16 protein-coding genes, 3 tRNA genes and 1 CRISPR repeat array (1 of these 20 cut by a window edge) are annotated in these 15,226 nt (G+C 40.5%); of the genes, 9 read left to right on the top strand and 10 right to left on the bottom strand.

The window, feature by feature from the left end; translation table 11 throughout:
* A CRISPR array of direct repeats spans positions 1-2,080; the repeat unit is 28 nt; unit sequence GTTCACTGCCGCATAGGCAGCTTAGAAG (it extends 7,077 nt beyond the left edge of the window).
* 93 nt (positions 2,081-2,173) lie between these two features.
* The 5 genes from FTU05_RS05630 to FTU05_RS05610 form a co-directional block, all read right to left on the bottom strand.
* A complete protein-coding gene (locus tag FTU05_RS05630) occupies positions 2,174-2,920 on the bottom strand; it encodes an ATP-binding protein (protein WP_180164505.1) in 747 nt (248 codons plus the stop codon).
* 10 nt (positions 2,921-2,930) lie between these two features.
* Positions 2,931-3,509 (bottom strand): DUF1376 domain-containing protein, encoded by a 579-nt coding sequence (locus tag FTU05_RS05625; RefSeq protein ID WP_180164503.1) that lies wholly within the window; start codon positions 3,507-3,509, stop codon positions 2,931-2,933.
* 73 nt (positions 3,510-3,582) lie between these two features.
* Positions 3,583-3,831: a hypothetical protein gene (locus FTU05_RS05620; RefSeq protein ID WP_004895356.1), complete on the bottom strand. Its 249-nt coding sequence runs from the start codon at positions 3,829-3,831 to the stop codon at positions 3,583-3,585.
* Entirely contained in the window at positions 3,824-5,005 is a 1,182-nt protein-coding gene (locus tag FTU05_RS05615) for a site-specific integrase (RefSeq protein WP_180164501.1), read from the bottom strand. The genes FTU05_RS05620 and FTU05_RS05615 overlap by 8 nt, the downstream gene beginning before the upstream one ends.
* A 19-nt stretch (positions 5,006-5,024) precedes the next feature.
* Complete coding sequence (locus FTU05_RS05610) at positions 5,025-5,234, bottom strand: hypothetical protein (protein WP_000122748.1); 210 nt, start codon at positions 5,232-5,234, stop codon at positions 5,025-5,027.
* 111 nt (positions 5,235-5,345) lie between these two features.
* Between FTU05_RS05610 and FTU05_RS05605 the strand changes: the two genes are divergently transcribed.
* A complete protein-coding gene (locus FTU05_RS05605; RefSeq protein WP_106985268.1) occupies positions 5,346-5,561 on the top strand; it encodes a helix-turn-helix transcriptional regulator in 216 nt (71 codons plus the stop codon).
* A 486-nt stretch (positions 5,562-6,047) separates the two neighbouring features.
* Here FTU05_RS05605 and FTU05_RS05600 read toward each other — a convergent pair.
* The 3 genes from FTU05_RS05600 to FTU05_RS05590 all read right to left on the bottom strand — a co-directional run bounded on the left by FTU05_RS05600 (position 6,048) and on the right by FTU05_RS05590 (position 6,365).
* A tRNA-Gly gene (locus FTU05_RS05600) sits at positions 6,048-6,123 on the bottom strand.
* Positions 6,124-6,169: 46 nt separating this feature from the next.
* Positions 6,170-6,245 (bottom strand) — tRNA-Gly (locus tag FTU05_RS05595).
* Between the two features lie 47 nt (positions 6,246-6,292).
* Positions 6,293-6,365: transfer RNA gene (locus FTU05_RS05590), tRNA-Gly, on the bottom strand.
* Between the two features lie 240 nt (positions 6,366-6,605).
* Between FTU05_RS05590 and FTU05_RS05585 the strand changes: the two genes are divergently transcribed.
* From FTU05_RS05585 to FTU05_RS05565, 5 genes are all read left to right on the top strand, one after another.
* On the top strand, positions 6,606-6,917 hold the full coding sequence (locus FTU05_RS05585) for a BolA family transcriptional regulator (RefSeq protein ID WP_078191519.1): 312 nt from the start codon (positions 6,606-6,608) through the stop codon (positions 6,915-6,917).
* An 8-nt stretch (positions 6,918-6,925) separates the two neighbouring features.
* The gene (locus tag FTU05_RS05580) at positions 6,926-7,318 is read left to right on the top strand and encodes a SirB2 family protein (RefSeq protein WP_168378832.1); all 393 of its coding nucleotides are present in this window, start codon (positions 6,926-6,928) and stop codon (positions 7,316-7,318) included.
* A 63-nt stretch (positions 7,319-7,381) separates the two neighbouring features.
* Positions 7,382-8,218, top strand: a complete 837-nt coding sequence (locus tag FTU05_RS05575) for a ParA family protein (protein WP_180003554.1) — start codon at positions 7,382-7,384, stop codon at positions 8,216-8,218.
* Between the two features lie 13 nt (positions 8,219-8,231).
* Entirely contained in the window at positions 8,232-8,636 is a 405-nt protein-coding gene (locus tag FTU05_RS05570; protein WP_180003552.1) for a hypothetical protein, read from the top strand.
* Positions 8,637-8,943: 307 nt separating this feature from the next.
* On the top strand, positions 8,944-9,537 hold the full coding sequence (locus FTU05_RS05565) for a LysE family translocator (RefSeq protein WP_168378830.1): 594 nt from the start codon (positions 8,944-8,946) through the stop codon (positions 9,535-9,537).
* Between the two features lie 19 nt (positions 9,538-9,556).
* Here FTU05_RS05565 and FTU05_RS05560 read toward each other — a convergent pair whose 3' ends face one another.
* Positions 9,557-10,183, bottom strand: coding sequence for a DedA family protein (locus FTU05_RS05560; RefSeq protein ID WP_180003550.1), 627 nt, complete (start codon positions 10,181-10,183; stop codon positions 9,557-9,559).
* Between the two features lie 194 nt (positions 10,184-10,377).
* On the opposite strand from FTU05_RS05560, the gene FTU05_RS05555 reads away from it, so the two are divergent.
* The 3 genes from FTU05_RS05555 to FTU05_RS05545 all read left to right on the top strand — a co-directional run bounded on the left by FTU05_RS05555 (position 10,378) and on the right by FTU05_RS05545 (position 13,738).
* Complete coding sequence (locus tag FTU05_RS05555) at positions 10,378-10,800, top strand: DoxX family protein (protein WP_180164499.1); 423 nt, start codon at positions 10,378-10,380, stop codon at positions 10,798-10,800.
* A 213-nt stretch (positions 10,801-11,013) separates the two neighbouring features.
* Positions 11,014-12,582, top strand: a complete 1,569-nt coding sequence (gene guaA, locus FTU05_RS05550; RefSeq protein ID WP_078194056.1) for a glutamine-hydrolyzing GMP synthase — start codon at positions 11,014-11,016, stop codon at positions 12,580-12,582.
* Positions 12,583-12,802: 220 nt separating this feature from the next.
* On the top strand, positions 12,803-13,738 hold the full coding sequence (locus FTU05_RS05545; protein WP_078191511.1) for a restriction endonuclease: 936 nt from the start codon (positions 12,803-12,805) through the stop codon (positions 13,736-13,738).
* 47 nt (positions 13,739-13,785) lie between these two features.
* Here FTU05_RS05545 and FTU05_RS05540 read toward each other — a convergent pair whose 3' ends face one another.
* Complete coding sequence (locus tag FTU05_RS05540) at positions 13,786-15,120, bottom strand: GGDEF domain-containing protein (RefSeq protein ID WP_180118193.1); 1,335 nt, start codon at positions 15,118-15,120, stop codon at positions 13,786-13,788.
* Between the last annotated feature and the right edge of the window lie 106 nt (positions 15,121-15,226).

Below are 15,226 nucleotides of genomic sequence, written 5' to 3'. Positions count from 1 at the left end.
TCAGTTATAGTTCACTGCCGCATAGGCAGCTTAGAAGTTTAAAACATGGCATAAGTCAATAATAATGCGGTTCACTGCCGCATAGGCAGCTTAGAAGTATTTCATCAATTACATCGGATGCGTCTATATGTTCACTGCCGCATAGGCAGCTTAGAAGTTAACAGCTACAATCCATGCACCAAAAGCGAAGTTCACTGCCGCATAGGCAGCTTAGAAGTTATGGATAGAACCGCTATGACCAATATAACGGTTCACTGCCGCATAGGCAGCTTAGAAGTTGTAATAGTTTTCATTAGCAAACAATACACTGTTCACTGCCGCATAGGCAGCTTAGAAGACAAAGACGCATTCACGGCAGCATTTGCTCCGGTTCACTGCCGCATAGGCAGCTTAGAAGGTTAATGCTGTTAAAGGTCAAGCCTACGGATTGTTCACTGCCGCATAGGCAGCTTAGAAGATTCAAGTCAATCCCGATGATTGCGCGTGAATGTTCACTGCCGCATAGGCAGCTTAGAAGATTTTTCGGTATGGCAACATGTACATTTCAACGTTCACTGCCGCATAGGCAGCTTAGAAGATCTAAAACAATTTGCCAATTATCTGCTTTATGTTCACTGCCGCATAGGCAGCTTAGAAGTGTTTCAGGGTCTTTCTGCTCACCTTGCCACCGTTCACTGCCGCATAGGCAGCTTAGAAGCATACAAGAATAAAAACCATACGAGATAAGCCGTTCACTGCCGCATAGGCAGCTTAGAAGTTCGAACCTTTCTACTTCTCTAAATAGAATTTGTTCACTGCCGCATAGGCAGCTTAGAAGATCTAAGTCGATATCGACTAAAGAAGCATCAAGTTCACTGCCGCATAGGCAGCTTAGAAGAAATAATAAAGATATATCTGGCGGTTTATCTAGTTCACTGCCGCATAGGCAGCTTAGAAGTAACTGTGCTTCTGTGTCTGTTGCAAATCGAAGTTCACTGCCGCATAGGCAGCTTAGAAGTTCATTAAAACCGTAGCTATTAAAAAATCCATGTTCACTGCCGCATAGGCAGCTTAGAAGTTGTAAGCCACACCCCATTGTCTTTTTAAGCTGTTCACTGCCGCATAGGCAGCTTAGAAGAGTGCCATATTTGTTTTTTAAACCTTGTTCAAGTTCACTGCCGCATAGGCAGCTTAGAAGACTGTAAACTCGCTGTATTCGATTGTTTATTGGTTCACTGCCGCATAGGCAGCTTAGAAGTGAAAACATAGAGGTGCTAATTGAGTAATTACGGTTCACTGCCGCATAGGCAGCTTAGAAGATTTGAAGATAACCGCAATACCAGCAAGCGCAGTTCACTGCCGCATAGGCAGCTTAGAAGAGAAGAAAGGCACACCAGACTTATCACTTGCAGTTCACTGCCGCATAGGCAGCTTAGAAGTTAACTGCCAACACAGCAAACGCTTGGGACGTGTTCACTGCCGCATAGGCAGCTTAGAAGAAGAATTCTGTCGCGGCGGTGGCGGTGGTGGTGGTGTTCACTGCCGCATAGGCAGCTTAGAAGACTCACGATCCGCAGCAATACCTTGGTTGAATGTTCACTGCCGCATAGGCAGCTTAGAAGTTTTGTCTTATGCTTTTTGTTTTGCTTTACGAGTTCACTGCCGCATAGGCAGCTTAGAAGTTTAACTTTGTGCGTGTCGGCTTAACCAATACGTTCACTGCCGCATAGGCAGCTTAGAAGATCAGCCACTTGTTGATACATCGGATGATTTTGTTCACTGCCGCATAGGCAGCTTAGAAGAGAGCTTGGCATCCCCAGTGGCTTGCTTGCCAGTTCACTGCCGCATAGGCAGCTTAGAAGTTGCGCGGCCTGCTTGCACAGTGGGCCACGGAGTTCACTGCCGCATAGGCAGCTTAGAAGGCATACACACCGCATGGCTTTATACATGATTGGTTCACTGCCGCATAGGCAGCTTAGAAGTTTAAAATAAATGTTTATAGCATTATATAATGGTTCACTGCCGCATAGGCAGCTTAGAAATTTTGGTATGTTGCCATATATCAATGCATGTGTTCACTGCCATGTAGGTGGTTTAGATGTATTTACTTAACGATTAAGATTGATTTTAGTTTATTATTTTAAAAATAAAGCCAATTATCTCGGAAGATAATTGGCTTGAGCAAAGAGTTTGCCTATCCGATTATTCGTCGATCATCCCAATAACACGGTACTACAATCAAATTGTTTTCATGTAATCGTGACCATAATCGGACACCTAAATCCCGCTGCATATTTTGGACTGTGAAATTGGAAATCAGTAGGGTAGATTTCATATTGTCATAACGACTATACAAAACCTTATGCACCATCTCCAGGCGTTTTTCATGCCGGTCATGCAGGCCATATTCATCAATTACCAATAAATCAAAACTGGAGAAATGGTCGATGACTTCTTTCTCTGAGCGTGAAGTATCTGACCAGGTATCCATCATTTTTTGAGCAATTTCTGCACTGGTATAGTAGCGTGCAGATTTTGTACTGTTATGCAGAATGTTGCGAATAATTGATGCACTCAGATGGGTTTTACCTGTACCTGGTGTACCAATCATCAACATGTTCGGGTTGTGGTCAGAAATAATTTGTTGTGCAAAGGCCTGACATAGTTTGATGGCATTGTCTTGTGCAGGGCATGCAACTACATAATTCTTGAAGCCACGATCCAGGTAGCGTTTATTGAGCCCTGAATTTTTAATTTTTTGTTGTAGCAATCGCTGTTGCAGTTCATTCTCATAGGCTGCATGTGAGTGCTGGACGGTTTCTTTGGCACACAATTTACAGAGCCTGTGATCAGCAATTTCCATCAGGGGTATATGATGGGTAGCGCAAAGTGTTTCCGTTGTTTCTGCGCGAAACTGGAGTGTTTTAAGCATGGTATTCATGACTAATCTCCTAAATCCACTTTGAATTTTCTAAAAAACTCTCATTTTTTTCTTCAAAATTTGAAGATGAAGATGAAGATGAAGATGAAGATGAAGATGAAGATGAAGATGAAGATGAAGATGAAGATGAAGATGAAGGGCATGATTCAAGCATAGCTTGAGTAATACTCGAGCTCTTCTCAGGAGCTGCTTGAGCATTTACTTTTCGTTGCTTGGTTGATGCTTGAGCATTACTAGCGGATTTCCCCCAACGTGCTTGAGCTGCATTTTTAGCTTTATCAGATTTCATTTGCTGATTTTGCAATGCTTGGCTTTTTAAACTGCTTAAGAAATTTGAATGAATCTGCTCAGACTCGACTTCAAACAATTCTAGGGCCATCAGCGTATTTAACAAAGTTTTAGCCTTGGTGTGCTGCGGTAATTTCGTGATGCTACATACAGTAGCTAGGTCATGAGGAATGGCACCATTTTTCCAGAAATCCATCATTAACAGCAGTGCCGCACCAATTTGTTCTGCTGTCATTCGTGCAAATTTTGCCTGTAGGTCGCCAATATAGAGTGGCATCCAAATTGAAATATCTTTATGCATGTGTTCACCTTTTTTATAGGTATAGAGGGGCTAAGGTCATCGATTGGATGACCTTCTGTCTGTGTTTGTTTTATTAGTGAGCGAGACTCATTAAGCGGAGACGGGCCTGTTGGGCCAGGTCATCGTAATGGGCTTGCCCTTCATCCAACATTCGCTGTAACCAGAGTCTCAATGCTTGGTGGTCATCGAAGCATTTATTGATCTCCAGCAAAAATGCCAGATTGTGCAGTTTGGGAATGTGTAGCTCATGGATTAATTCACGAGCGACCATATCTGCTTCAGGGCTGACGACCACACCACCAAAGAAAGCTTTACTATTCATGTGCAAGCTCCTCTGTATTTAGTTTTTCCAGCATGGCTTCAAATGCACTGCCATCGCGGCGCGTAACATTGGGGATGTAACGGCTATAGACCCGGAATAGCATTTCAGTCGTTGAATGTCCCAATTGACGTGCGATCCATTCCGGATTTTCTCCTGCTGACAGCCAAAGAGTTGCTGCTGTATGGCGTGTTTGATAGGCTCTTCTAGACTTCAAACCTAGAAAGCGCAAGATCGGATGCCAGACACGTTTATTCACCAGACGATAATCGAGAGGTCCACCATCACGATTGCAGAAAACAAACTCTGATTTACCATTATTTAAGCTTTTCTGTTGCAGAAAGGCTTGGTAAACGCGGTCATTCATCTGGATCGTGCGGTCAGAACCATAAGTTTTGGTTCCACCAAGCACACCATTCACTAACGCTTCTCTGATATGGATTTCACGACGTTGTAAGTCGATATTTTTCCATTGCAGACCATCGATTTCACTGGTGCGCATACCCGTAAAAAAGCGGATGGTGTAATAGGGGCGGAAGTCTTCACGCACTGTGGTAAGAATTTTATGCACCTCTTCCAGAGAAAAAGGTGTGACTTCAATCTTGCTTTCCTTCAGATTGTTAATATTTTTATAAGGCGACTCAAACTCGTATCGTTCAGCCGCATCATTGAGTATCATACGTAAAGGCGTCATGATTTGATTGATCCTCGATGCTTTCAGACTTGTTTGATCTTTTCCGTGTGTCACTTTGGCGAGAGAGGCACGGAAGTTCAGCAAGTCTGACTTCTTGATTTTCGAGAGAACCTGATTACCAAAAGCAGGAATCAAATAATTTTTAATAATGATTGAAACCTTATGTTGATAAGATGTTCTCCACTCAATCTGTTTTTGTTTAAACCATAATTCAGTAAACTCTTTAAAAAGAGGAACCTTAGTTTGTACAGCGATTTGCTGACTTCTTTTTTCCTTAAACTGCTCGACACGTTTACTTTTGGGGAAGTACTTTTCATATTCGAAAGTTCCCAAAGTAATTTCAGCTTCAAGCTGCTCGAGACGTTTTTTCAAAATGCGACGATTATAGGCGTTGTCTTCAAGATTGGTTGTTTCTCTGCAACGAATGCCCATGTAGCGGAAATCGGCAATCAGTTTGCCGCTTCGTTCTCGGATGGTAGCCATCAGTTAGACCTCCTGAAACTTATTGCAAAGCATCCATGCTTAAACCAGTAAATTTAAGCATTTCAGTTTCAATGCGTTCCCATACAAAAAGAATTTTGCGACCACCGAAAGGACGAATGTAATGAACACCTTCAATGAAAACGCTGTCTTTTAATTGATTGCGGATAGTACGTGCGTCGTACTGAATTTTTTCAGCCAGTTGTTGGGCTGTAAGATAGGTATATGACATAATAAAGCCTCTGATTTTTACTAGGTAACTAGGAAAAATTATTCCTTAGGCGTAATTTATCATATTTTTATGACTTTACAAGTACTTTTTACCATTTAAGTGGGAGATTTTATGATTATTTCAAACTTGGCAGTTTTACTAGCTGAGCGAAAGTTAAAAGTAGCTGATTTAGTTAGAAGTACAGGAATAAATAAATCTACATTGCATAAGCTCTATAACGATGAATCAGTCAGAATTGATTTTGAGACAATTGATAAGATTTGTGTGGCTTTAAATGTAGAAGTTGGTGATTTATTAATTTTTAAACAAAATGAAAATAATCAATAATATATATTGTATTTTGGTCACAGATGGTCACATCAAAATGTCAGTTGGTCACAAATTCAGTCTATGATTAGGATGATCGTTAAAATTTTTTATTAAGGGGTCGATTATATTTTTGAATAATTACTTCGATGGTGAAAGAACTCACTTTTTTATTGTAATTTTTTGGTCACCGATGGTCACATGAAAAAATTGATTGGTCACAAATTTAAGAAAATTAGTTCAAACCTTGAACTAAAATTCTATTTTCTAGGTCCAGTTTTTGGTTTTGGATGAGTTATAAAGTACATATAATTTGGTGAAATTTGAGGTTATTTAAAGTTATTTATAATGTGGTGGCACAAAATGGTCACATCTTGGTCACCGAAGATAGGGACGACTAATAAAACTTATAAGTAGGCTTTAGTAAATAATTCTAATTAGATTAAAAAACATTAATTAAATCAACAATAAAAAAGCCCCCATCTTTCGATGAGGGCTTTTTGAATTTGGAGCGGGAAAGGAGACTCGAACTCCCGACCCCAACCTTGGCAAGGTTATGCTCTACCAACTGAGCTATTCCCGCGGAGTCTATCCTGTTTTTTTACTAAAAAACTGAATCGAAAAAAATTTGGAGCGGGAAAGGAGACTCGAACTCCCGACCCCAACCTTGGCAAGGTTATGCTCTACCAACTGAGCTATTCCCGCGGAGTCTATCCAATTTTTTAAATAAAAAACCGAATGAAAAAATTTTGAGCGGGAAAGGAGACTCGAACTCCCGACCCCAACCTTGGCAAGGTTATGCTCTACCAACTGAGCTATTCCCGCATAGCCACGTATAATACATTAAGGATTTTTCAGGTCAATAACTTTATGAAAATCTGTGCATCGTTTGCATAAAATAAAAACAATTTATTTGAAATTCGGAAGATTTTTGCAGGTCGAAGGCTTCCATTTTGATGAAATCATGCAATTCAGACGGTATCAGCAACTTTGCGACACAAGAACTTGAACAAATACAGGCTATACTAAGACCAGTTGAACTTTTTTGAATTTGGGAGAGCCGTTTTGAGTTTAGAACAGCAATTAATTGAGCGTCTACAGACATTAGCGCCTACACATCTTGAAGTGGTGAATGAGTCCGCAGGTCATGGAGGTTATTTCCCAGGTAAAGAGTCGCATTTTAAAGCAGTGATCGTGAGTGAGGCATTTGCAGGTTTGCGTTTGGTGCAACGTCATCAAAAAGTCTATGCCGCAGCCGGTGATTTACTTAGTCCGGGGCAAATTCATGCCTTGGCCATTCATGCGTTTTTACCCGAAGAATGGAAAGGTCAAGACACCACTAGCCCTGAATGTGCGCATGCACCTAAGTCATCTTAAGGTGAGCCATGGAAACGCAATTAATCATTAAAATCATTCATATGTGTGGTGTGGCTTTAGGCTGTGCTGCCATTTTCATTCGTGCTTTTACGTTGTTTAAAGGGACGCAGGGCAATTTACCCAATCCGGCAGGGCGGAAGTTTTTTGTTGCTTTGCAACATGGCTCAATGACATTAATTGCCGTGACTGGAATTATCTTATTGTTTATGAAGAACTTTGATGTGCAGCCATGGTTCTATGCCAAAGTTGTGCTGTTTTTGGTGCTGCTGTCTTCTTTATCTAAAGCGTATAAAAAAGATGACAGTATTTTATTGGTTCAGCGCCGTGCGGGCTTATTTATTGCAGCTATTGCACTTATTTTCATCATTACATTGGTTATAATCAAACCAGTTTTTGGATAAATGGCTTATCCACATGGCCGATTTCAAGGCTTGAGTAGAAAAACAAAGATTAGAGGGTTTTGAATGCGTACGCGTGTGGTATTTAACCAAAAAGGTGGTGTGGGGAAATCGAGTATTACGGTCAATTTAGCGGCGATAAGCGCGCACCAAGGTTTAAAAACTTTGGTGATTGATCTCGACCCTCAAGCCAATTCAAGTCAATATTTGTTGGGGGATGATGCGACGTATTCGGCAGATAAGCCTGCTCTTGAACCCAATATTGAAAATTATTTTGAAGAAGTCTTGGGGACACAACAAAGTAAAGGTTTGTTGGGAAATGCCATCGGTTCGATTTTGAAAGGTCGTGCCAAAGGTTTGGAAAGCTATGTGCATGCATCACCTTATCCACGCTTAGATGTGATTCCTGCCAGTCCAAATTTAGGCGCGTTGGCACATGCCTTAGAATCTAAGCATAAAATTTACAAACTCCGCGATGCTTTGCAGCAGATGAGCGGTCAATATGATCGAGTGTTTATTGATACACCGCCGGCCTTTAACTTTTTTACCTTATCTGCGTTGATTGCGGCAGATCGCGTGCTGATTCCATTTGACTGCGATGTGTTTTCAAAACGTGCCTTACAGACCCTGATCGAAAATGTGTTAGAAACGCAGGATGATCATAATGATCATTTGGAAATTGAAGGCATTGTGGTCAATCAATTTCAGGCACAGGCGAAGTTGCCGCGCGAAGTTGTACAACAACTCAAAGATGAAGGACTTCCTGTATTGGACAGCATGTTACCGCCTTCGGTGCTGATGAAAGAATCTCATCATAAAAATCAACCTTTAATCCATTTGGCTGCAGATCATAAATTGACGCAAGCCTATCAATCATTGTTCAATGAAATTGAGCAAAAGTAGTATCGAGAAAAGTATGAATGCACTTAAATGTGGTCTAGTTGCTTTCACTGCTGTTGTATTGGGTGCATGTGCAAGTACGCCAAAACCAAGCTATGTTTCACCTACACAGTATCAGTCTTTGAGTTGCCAACAATTGCAAAGCGAATACAACCGAATCCACGACTATATTCAAAATGGTGTAGAAACACCGAAGCGTACAGGCGTTGGTGTGGGTGTAGGCCTTGGTGGTGGCTGGGGCAGCCGTGGAGGTTGGGGCATTGGTCCGAGTATTTCGGTCAATATGGGACAATCTTCAAATACCAAACGTACCGAACTTTCACGCGTTCTAGGTGAGCAAGAAGCGATTGTACAGGCAGCAAAATTTAAAGGTTGTCCGATTATCGTTCGCGTAAATTCGGCTACCGCAGCAAAATCATAAGCGGATCATGAGCTGAGGCTTAGGCCTGTGCTATGAGAAAAGTGTAATAAAATTTGTCAGTAGGCGACGCGTCTACTGGCATTTTTTTTGAGCCAAATAAACTGCACTATTTAGAGCCAATAAAATATTTAAATCTATGAAAAAATTAAATTAAATATTATTGGTGTATTTCAATACTTCCTTCTGGTCTTGAACATTCAGCGTGAGTGCATTGACTTGTACAAGGATAAAACTGACCTAGCGCGTACTTGTTTTTTTAAATTCATTTCGGCTAAGGTGTGCGCTTTGAAACATTGTCTGGGTATTTATGATTGAGAGTTGGCTTTTTGTATTGGCAATGATTGCGGTGATGATGACGCCGGGACCTAGCAATGCACTAATGGCAAGCTCTGCACATCAACAAGGCATTGCAAAGACGTGCATGCTGATTCCTGCAGAATTATTGGGCTATTTCTATGCCATTAATTTGTGGGCGTTGATTATTCATTTAAGCGCTCCAGTGTGGCCGAATTTAATTCACTTGCTACATTTTCTCAGTATTGCCTATGTTTTATGGTTGGCTTTTCATTTGTGGAAATCGACGCATTTACATCAGTACAATCAAAAACATCCTTCAATTCAACCACGTGAATTATTTATTTCCTCGTTAAAAAATCCTAAAGCGTTGCTTTTTGCTGCAGGTATTTTCCCAATTGAAACTTGGGCTAGCCCATTAAATTTTATTTTGGTTTTCGCTGTATTTAGCGTGGTTTTGCTACCAGTTGCATTGTTTTGGATGTCATTTGGACGGACGATTTTGGCCGGTAAGACCCAAAAAATTAAGGCCGATCTTCTGTATAAAGGATCGGCCCTGATGCTGATTTTATGTATGTTTCCCGTGGTTTTACGCTTTTTTGCTTAAAGGTGTTCACCACATCGGTTTATTTCTTTAATTTTGCTCGAATAAAACCAATCACGCCCGGTAAAATACTAATAATAATGATGCCGAAGATCAGATGGGTGAAGTTATCTTTCACGATGGGCATATTGCCAAATAAATAACCTAAAGTGATAAATGAGCCAACCCAACAAATCGCACCAATCATGTTAAAAGTCAGGAAGTACTTATAGTTCATGCTGCCTGCACCTGCCACAAAAGGCGCGAAGGTTCGTGCAAAAGGAATAAAGCGGGCAAAAATAATGGTTTTACCACCGTGTTTTTCAAAGAATTTTTGCGTATTGACCAAATGTTGACGGTTAATGAAGCGTGATTCAATTTCAAAGACACGTGGGCCAATATATTTACCAATATGGTAATTCAGCGTGTCGCCCAAGACCGCAGCGATAAACAGCAAAATCACCAAAACCCATGGATCCATGGCACCTGTTGACGCAGCGAGCGCGCCTGCTGCAAACAGAAGACTATCACCCGGTAAAAAGGGCATGACCACTAAACCGGTTTCAACAAAAATAATCAGGAACAGAATTGCATAAATCCATACGCCATAATTGGTAATGAACTCGAGTAAATGGTCATCAACATGTAGTATAAAATCAATCAGTTCCATGGGGCTTATATGCGTAAAATAGTGGTCTGATGCTATCAGTCTGGGGCAGCAAAGTCAGTATTAAAACGTAATTAATTATCAGTAAAATCGTTCTATATATGGAATGATGAATATTATAAAAGCATATTTAAAGAGAATAAGAAACGACCTAATCTAAGCACATCTTTTGAACAGTATTAAAAATAGGTTTCAGTATGTTTAATCCAAATCTAGTGGTGAAAAATCTGAGTCAACAGCCGCAAATCAATGCGGTAGTCAGTCTCGTTGCACGTATTTTGATGGCTTATATTTTTATTGTGGCAGGTTGGGGTAAAATTACCGCTTACACTGCAACCGCAGGTTATATGGAGTCAATGGGTGTACCGGCAGGGCTACTTCCGATCACCATTTTAGTCGAGTTGGGTGGTGGCTTAGCTTTATTGTTTGGTTTTCAAGCGCGTTTTGCGGCACTGGGTCTAACCGTATTTAGTTTAATCACTGCATTTTTATTCCATGGTGGTGCAGAAGATGGCATTAACTTTATGAAAAATTTGGCGATATCAGGCGGCTTATTATTTCTCATGTTACATGGTGCAGGTAAATTCAGTTTTGATCATTGGATCGAAAAATCAAAATAAAGCGGTCATGAGTCCGAGCATCCATCAAAGCGGCGTTCTGCCGCTTTTTTCATGTCTATCGCTGATTTAAAGTAAATCAATAAAGCCCTGAAATGTGTTGTAAAAAACATCGTTTGGCTTGTGGTTTTTGCCCCTGTCCGAATAGTGTGCGAAAGTCCAAGAAAAATGTTAGAATACGGCGCTTATATTTCGTTGCCTGCATAGTTGTTTGCCATGACTACCAATACCCAAATTACTGAAGACCGTATCCTGATTTTGGATTTCGGTTCTCAATATAGCCAGCTTATTGCACGTCGTGTACGTGAAGCTGGTGTTTATTCAGAAATGTACGCATTTGATATGTCTGAAGAAGACATTCGTGCATTTAACCCAAACGGGATCATTCTTTCAGGTGGTCCAGAAAGTGTTCATGAAGAAGGTAGTCCGCGCGCACCACAAGTTGTATTTGAACTTGGTGTACCTGTTTTAGGTATTTGCTATGGTCTACAAACCATGTCAGAGCAGCTTGGCGGTAAAGTTGAGCCAGGTACTGTACATGAATTCGGTTATGCAGAAGTTGATATTAAAGTCCGTGATGCTTTAATTGGTGATCTTGAAGATACCAAAGACCAATTAAAAGTATGGATGAGTCATGGCGATAAAGTGACTCAAATTCCTGAAGGTTTCCAAATCACTGCCAGCACACCAAGCTGCCCAGTGGCGATGGTTTCTGATGAAAAACGTCGTTTCTATGGTATCCAATTCCACCCAGAAGTGACACACACTGCGAAAGGTGCTGAGTTATTGTCTAACTTCGTACATGGCGTATGTGGTTGCCGTAACTTGTGGAACTCAGAAAACATCATCGATCTTCGCGTAGAACAACTGCGTGAGCAAATTGGTGATCAAAAAGTTCTCTTGGGTCTTTCAGGCGGTGTCGATTCATCTGTTGTAGCTGCACTTTTACACCGTGCGATTGGCGACCAATTGACTTGTGTATTCGTAGATAACGGTTTACTTCGTTTGAACGAAGGCGAGCAAGTGATGGACATGTTTGCGAAAAACATGGGTATTCGCGTGATTCGTGCCGACGCTGAAAATCGCTTCTTAACAGCGCTTGCTGGTGAAGTTGATCCAGAGAAAAAACGTAAAATCATCGGTCGTGAATTCATTGAAGTGTTTGCTGAAGAAGCACGTAAGCTTGACGGTGTGAACTTCCTTGCTCAAGGTACCATTTACCCAGACGTAATTGAATCTGCAGCAAGCAAACAAGGTAAAGCACACGTGATTAAATCACACCACAACGTGGGTGGTTTACCTGAAGATTTAGCATTCGAATTGGTTGAGCCAATCCGTGATTTATTCAAAGACGAAGTACGCCGTTTAGGTACAACTTTAGGTCTTCCATTTGAAATGCTTTACCGTCATCCATTCCCAGGCCCAGGTCTAGGTGTACGTATTCTTGGTGAAGTGAAAAAAGAATATGCAGATATCCTTCGTCTAGCAGATGACATCTTCATGCAAGAACTTCGCGCAAGCGGCTGGTATGACAAAACTGCACAAGCATTTGCCGTATTCCAACCTGTGAAATCTGTGGGTGTCGTAGGTGATGGCCGCCGTTATGCATGGGTAATCGCGCTTCGTGCTGTAGAAACTGTGGACTTTATGACTGCACGTTTTGCACACCTTCCTTATGATCTTGTAGACAAGATTTCTACACGTATCATGAACGAGATTGCTGAAGTTTCTCGTGTTGTTTATGACGTATCGTCTAAACCACCTGCAACTATTGAATGGGAGTAAAACTGGCACGAAGCACTGCTTCGTGCCAGTTTTACTCCAAGAGCTATGCTCGCGGCAGTTTTGGATTTCAAGAAACAACATTTCTTGCCTAAATTACGGCAAAGGCTATGCCTGTGGCTATTTAGGGAAACCTAAATATTTCTAATAAAAAAAGGACGCTTCAGCGTCCTTTTTTTTGTTTATAATTATGAAAAATACTATTTTAAAAAGAGCAAGTTAAATGTCATTGCCTACATACGATCAGTTGATGCTTCCATTAATGAAACTTTTAGCAGAACAAAAAGAGGCAATAAAATTAAGTTCTGCCACAAAAATTTTAGCTGAAAGATCTGGGTTATCTGAAGCTGATTTAAATTTAAGGCTATCTAGTGGTACAAAAACAGTATTTTATGATCGTGTTGGCTGGGCGAAAACATATTTGGTTAAAGCAGGTTTGATACAACAACCATCACGTGGTCTTTGCGAATTAAGTACTTTAGGTTGGTCTATTGATTTGTCCAGCTTATCCAATATAACTAATCAGTATTTGATGCAGTTTGAAGGGTTTTCTGATTATAAAATTGGTTCTAACCATAATAAAAATATTCAAAATCTAGTTCTAATAGAAGAGCATGCTACATCTATTCAAACAGAACATTTGACGCCTGCAGAAATAATCGAACAATCATCAAAGGAGCTTAATCAAACAATTAAAGATGAGCTATTAAATAAAATTAAAAGTAATTCACCCAAATTCTTTGAGCAATTAGTTGTCGATTTGTTGGTAATAATGGGTTATGGCGGTTCACATCAAGACGCAGCCCAAGCAATAGGTAAAACCAGTGATGGTGGCATTGACGGTATTATCAGTGAAGATCGTTTAGGTTTAGATAAAATATATATTCAAGCTAAACGTTGGGAAAATACGGTGGGGCGCCCTGACATTCAACAGTTTAAGGGAGCTTTGGCTGATCAAGTGGCGAAAAAGGGCGTATTTATTACTACTTCTTGTTTTAGTAAAGAAGCAATTGAGTCAGCAAAGAAATCAGGCATTGTTTTAATTGATGGTGACAAGCTTACATCTCTCATGATTGAATTTGGCTTGGGTATTCAAATTGAAAGAAGTTTCCATATTTATAAAATAGATCAAGACCGTTTTGATGAAGATAGTTTTTAAATAAACTTAAAGGACGCTTCAGCGTCCTTTTTTTATATCTCAACATTCTATTTATAAACAATTGACCAACTACTATCGCTTTCATTATTCGGTTCAGCTTTAGGCTTCGCTTTATGGGTAAAGCTTTGCCAAGACTTCGTCGATTTACGTTCGGGTTTCATGCTTGAATCATAGCGCTCTACACGGTTACGGCCATTTTCTTTTGCCTGATACAGCGCAATATCCGCTTGCTTAATCAGTTCAGTTAAATTTTGCTTATGTGATTTAAGCTGTGAAACACCAATGGAAACGGTAAATTGGATCGGGTGATTTGCGACATTCAGCAATGATTGATTTTGAAGCGTTAGACGAATACGTTCTGCGATTAACATTGCATCCTGTATTTGCGTTTCCGACAGCAGCACAATAAATTCTTCGCCACCAAAGCGAGCCAAGACATCTTTTTGGCGCATTTCTTTGCGGGTGGTTTCAGCGATACATTGCAGTACCTGATCACCAACATCATGCCCGTAATTATCATTAATATGTTTAAAATGATCGACATCAAACATCAATAAACAAGTGCTTGCAGGCGTTGGCCATTCATGGATGCGATGTTCAGCCAACTGAACAAACTGACGACGGTTGTATAACTGGGTGAGCTCATCTGTGTGGGCTAGATTTTTCAGCGTATGCATATTCCAGTCGTCAAGTAGGGTACGTAAAAAATGACGACGTGCATTGAGTGTATTATTCCAACTCATATGCAGGCTGATCATCCAAACAGGAATAGACACCACCACAAAAATCAGTGCTTCTTGCCATGATAAAAGCTGACTCACCGCAAAATATACCAATAGCGAAATGAGACCCGAACAATACAAGGCAGGCTTAAATTGTGTTTGTACGCAGACATTGGCAATTAAAATAAAGATCGCTGCACCATAGATATAGGACGAGACCATTGGGCTATTTGAAGCCAGTAATAAGCCAATCCAAATCGCGGTGCTACAGACCGTCCCGATCGGTAAGATCATGTCGAGTACACGAATGTCTTTTTTGTATTTAAATAAATAAAAGCTAACCAATAAAGCCACAATAATCAGGGCAACTCGAGAAAGGCCTGACCAAAAGAACATGTCTGGAATAATAAAAATGTCAGCAAAAAAATAAAGAAGAAACGTAATCTGCGCCATGTAGTTCACTTGACGCAAATAAGGTAACTGATGGGCATACTGATGTTGTAGAAAATAGTTTCTAAACTGCGTAGGAATACGTGCAAAAGGATCTGCAATGGCTTGTTCAATCTCGGCACGATTGGCAAGATCACACTCAGAAAGTTTCAAAGTATGAGTATGATTTTTACGAACTTCCTGAGCAGACGAATTAGTCCGAGAACTCATTCGTACATCAACAGACATGTCCCTTCTCCATAAATGGCTTAGGACAAATTATGAACAAAAAACACACAAAAATATCTACCTGAAACTAGGGATTTTTCGAATGAAT

It is taken from the genome of Acinetobacter sp. YH12049, from assembly GCF_013419875.1.
Lineage (GTDB): Bacteria > Pseudomonadota > Gammaproteobacteria > Pseudomonadales > Moraxellaceae > Acinetobacter > Acinetobacter amyesii.
The sequence above is the reverse complement of the archived record's forward strand: the minus strand, read 5'-3'. Positions and strand labels throughout refer to the sequence as shown.